Here is a 1,117-nt window from a genome sequence, read left to right as displayed (position 1 = left end):
TTTGTGCTTATGCCCTCAACCCGCATGAAGTTTGGAAGGGGTATGACAACAACAAAGAACATGCAGCTTTCCTGACAAAAACGTTAGTTAGCAAGGATGGGGATGTAAAACGTCGCATTATGGCTATGTTTTCAGAAACGGAGAGCGGTCAAGAGCAGAAGCGTAGCGACTCTTGACGGCTTGAAGTGACACTCATAATTGGCAAAGGAGGGTGGTGAACAAAGTGAGCCATCCTCCTGTTAAGCCGCCTTTGACGCCCTGAATTCAGGGACAGGGTATGTTTTGTAGCACCGCCTGCACGCAGTCGGCTCCCAAAAACATCCTGGTCAGGGCTTAGCCCCGACACCCTAACTTCAAAACCAACTGCGTCTTACAGGTGGTTGCGCTCACTGCGTGATCACAACCACCTATCAAAATTTTATGGTTCGGTGAGTCGTCAATCACTAAATCGGAACCCTAAAGGGGACCCCACGATTTAGAAATTGACGATTTTATGTTCGATGATTTTTGTTTTTGCCCGACCAAAGGGAGGGAGCTACTCCAAAGATCCCGAAGTTGTCTGAGGGATCTTTTAGATAAGAAAGGGAATAATTGTATATTGTTGTTTTTTTTATGTTTTATTTTTTACGTTGTAAACCCTATAGGCTTTACAACGTTGTAAACCCTATAGGGTTTACAGATTTTAACTTCATATCTACAAAAACATACATCTTGTAAAGCAAAAATGACAATGATATGTTCTTTTTGGATTACATCATGTAAAGGGTAAAAATTATGTTAGTTGGAAATGAGACACAAAGAAAACAACGAAAATTAGATCTACAAGAGCAATACCATAAAAACGCCTCAGAACGCCTACAGGAGAAAAAAAATCAAAACTTCACTCAGGTATACCCTTTAGGTTGGAAACGTCTCAGAGAGCTTTTTAGACGCAATGCTGGGGCTGCTGAGTTGTACTCAATGCTTGCAGAAAATATCGATGGAGCTTGCGGTGCAGTTGTAGCAGAACAAGGCTATTTAGCTACTCTGATGGGTGTTTCAAGGCAAACAATATCTAAATATATCAAATTCTTAGAATGTGAAAGTGTATTAGTTAAAATCCCTGTAGCTGGCAAAG

General features: G+C 41.2%; 2 pseudogenes. Both read left to right on the top strand.

Annotation, left to right across the window (positions count from 1 at the left end):
• Positions 1–176, top strand: a pseudogene (locus PSF16_RS17415) (helix-turn-helix domain-containing protein); the annotation flags it as partial.
• 598 nt (positions 177–774) lie between these two features.
• A pseudogene (locus PSF16_RS17410) lies at positions 775–1,117 on the top strand (helix-turn-helix domain-containing protein); the annotation flags it as partial.

This window comes from Providencia sp. PROV033 (genome assembly GCF_028484855.1).
GTDB lineage: Bacteria > Pseudomonadota > Gammaproteobacteria > Enterobacterales > Enterobacteriaceae > Providencia > Providencia alcalifaciens.
This window is presented reverse-complemented; position numbering and strand designations above follow the sequence as displayed.